The sequence below is a fragment of the Microcystis sp. LE18-22.4A genome, from assembly GCF_027531105.1.
Classification (GTDB): Bacteria; Cyanobacteriota; Cyanobacteriia; order Cyanobacteriales; family Microcystaceae; genus Microcystis; species Microcystis aeruginosa.
Window position 1 is genome coordinate 1 of the sequence record NZ_JAPZRB010000162.1, and the last position, 2,470, is coordinate 2,470.

Sequence of the window (2,470 nt, forward strand, 5' to 3'; positions counted from 1 at the left end):
TGAAATGGGGCGAAAGTCTGTGGACTCTGTGTAAGACAGTACATGGTTTTTTAACTGTGGTATGCGACGGTGGTGGAAGCAGAAACTTAAATCGTGAGGTTTAGGAATCGCCGCACTTTTAGGGCGGCGAGGATGTCAAGATTGATATTGTTAGGGGTTGGGGGATAGGTGTTAGGCAATAGGCAATAGGCAAAAGTCCTAACTCCAGTAATCCCGTCCCCTTTTTTTATTTTTTAGCTTTATATATGGGTCGTGTTTGGCATTTTATTAAAAGTGTGATGGGAATTATCTTTCGTCATCCTGTAACTGGGGTGACAATAATTCCGCTGCTTGCTGATGGTACAATTGTTTTAATCCGACGCAGAGACACCGGCAAATGGGCCCTACCGGGGGGAATGATCGATTGGGGGGAAGATATTTTTAATACTGCCCAAAGGGAATTAAAAGAGGAAACAGGATTAAATTTAGTCAGTTTAGGGCGTTTAGTCGGGGTTTATTCCTCTTTTGAGCGTGATCCGCGCATTCACTCCATTTCATTGTTAATTGAAGTGACAGCGGCGGGGAATTTTCAGATCAAAGATACATTAGAAGTTAGCGAGGTGAGAGCTTTTAGCGTCGAAACTTTACCTCTAGGCAATCTCAGTCACGATAATGGTCGCCAACTAGAAGATTATCTCAGGGGTGCCACTGTAGTGGCTTGATGTCGAGGGAAAGATAGTGGAGTTAGAATGTTTGGTTAAAGGCAAGTGAGATAACAGATAACATTTAGGGGAAATCAACACAATGACCGAAGATATCGCGACTCCCAGCAAAATATGGATTATTACGGGTGAATCTGATCTTCAAAAAACGCCCACCGGCGCTAGAAGTAGCAGTGATATCGGGGGACGGCTCGGTGAAAAGGAAAGACCGCCCGAAGTTGCGGCCACCGAAAGAAGTCAAGTGGATGTGTCCAAACTGAAGCTAGAAATGCAGGGCTTTCTCAAAGCGATGCGGGAAATGCTCGATGAAGCCGATCCTCCAGGCACTAAAATCCGGCTCGATGAAGTGGAACTGTCTGTAGAAATTAATGGGGAAGGACAAGTTAGCCTGTTTGGGATCGGGGGCAAAGCAGGAGGGAAAGGAGCGATGACATTTAAGTTCAAGAGAAAAGATGGCTAAAAACTGGGTGATAGCGATCGGCATCAACGAGTATGACAACCTCAAGCCGCTGAAATACGCCAAGAAAGACGCGGAAGCGATCAAAGCTTGGTGTGAAGGGGAGGGAGGATTCGATCGCAGTGGGATATTTCTCTTTACCGAAGATTCTCCACCCATTCCTGCTAGTCCCCCCATTCCCACGCAGCCAACCTACGGTCGTCTCAAGCGGTTTCTTCAGAAGCAGTTCGAGACTCCCCTGCTTAAGTCTGGAGACAATCTCTGGTTTTTCTTTGCTGGTCATGGCAGGCGCTATCAAGACAAAGACTATCTGATGCTGCCGGATAGTGATCCGGGCAATGTAAGAGAAACGGCTGTATCGGTGGATTATGTCACCGAGCGGCTGCGGCGGTCTGGGGCGGATAACGTCGTACTATTTTTAGATGCCTGTCGAGATGAGGACAACCGAGGCGGTCTGGGCATTGGAGAAGAGGAGCATCAGGGAGTCATAACCTTTTATTCCTGTACTGCCAATCAGCAATCTTGGGAGATCGATGAGTTGAAACAAGGCTCATTTACTCATACGCTGCTGGAAGGATTGCGGCGGCAAGGAGAAGCCAATTGTGCTACGGTCGAGCGTCTAGACGAATATCTGCGCCGTCAAGTCGAGCAAACTAACGCTAGATATGGGAAACCGAGACAGAATCCCTGTCTGAAAGCAGAACCGCCCCACAAGCTCTATTTTATTTTGTTAGAACAAGTTGCCACGCTTAGGGACGTGCAACCCCTAAAGTATCAGGCTTCCTTAGCAGAAAATAGGGGCGATCTTGACTTAGCTGAACAGTTATGGATTCGTGTCTTAGGAGCATCTCGTGGCGATTTAGAGGCGATCGAAGCTATCAAGCGCATCGCTCTAAGACAGTCTTCGATTCCTTTGACGCGTCGCGAATACGTCACGGGGTCTGAGGGAAATAGGTCATCGACCCCTAAACCTTCTCAAGAAACTGGACTCAAGGTATTTAACTTTGAGGTGGTGCGAGTAAATGCGAAGGGTGAGCAAATCAAAAAAGAGTCGAAACAGTCCCAATATTTCAGCGAAGATTTGGGCAACGGCATCACCTTAGAGATGGTTGCCATTCCGGGGGGAACTTTCCTGATGGGAACAGAAGACGAGGAAATCGAAAAACTGGTGAAAAAATTTGGTTGGGAAGGATTTAGATGGGAAAGACCTCAACACCGAGTAACCGTTTCTTCTTTCTACATGGGACGTTATCCCATCACCCAGGCACAGTGGAAAGCGATCGCCTCCCGTACCCATTTAAAAGTTGAAAGA

The 2,470-nt window shown here is 47.2% G+C and carries 3 protein-coding genes; all 3 read left to right on the plus strand.

Annotation, left to right across the window (positions count from 1 at the left end; translation table 11 throughout):
* The first annotated feature begins 245 nt into the window (after positions 1-245).
* The gene (locus O9295_RS07365; RefSeq protein WP_288032530.1) at positions 246-701 is read left to right on the plus strand and encodes an NUDIX hydrolase; all 456 of its coding nucleotides are present in this window, start codon (positions 246-248) and stop codon (positions 699-701) included.
* Between the two features lie 82 nt (positions 702-783).
* On the plus strand, positions 784-1,161 hold the full coding sequence (locus tag O9295_RS07370; RefSeq protein ID WP_288032532.1) for a Pepco domain-containing protein: 378 nt from the start codon (positions 784-786) through the stop codon (positions 1,159-1,161).
* A partial coding sequence (locus O9295_RS07375; protein ID WP_288032533.1) for a caspase family protein occupies positions 1,154-2,470 on the plus strand: 1,317 nt, incomplete at its 3' end. The genes O9295_RS07370 and O9295_RS07375, both read left to right, overlap by 8 nt.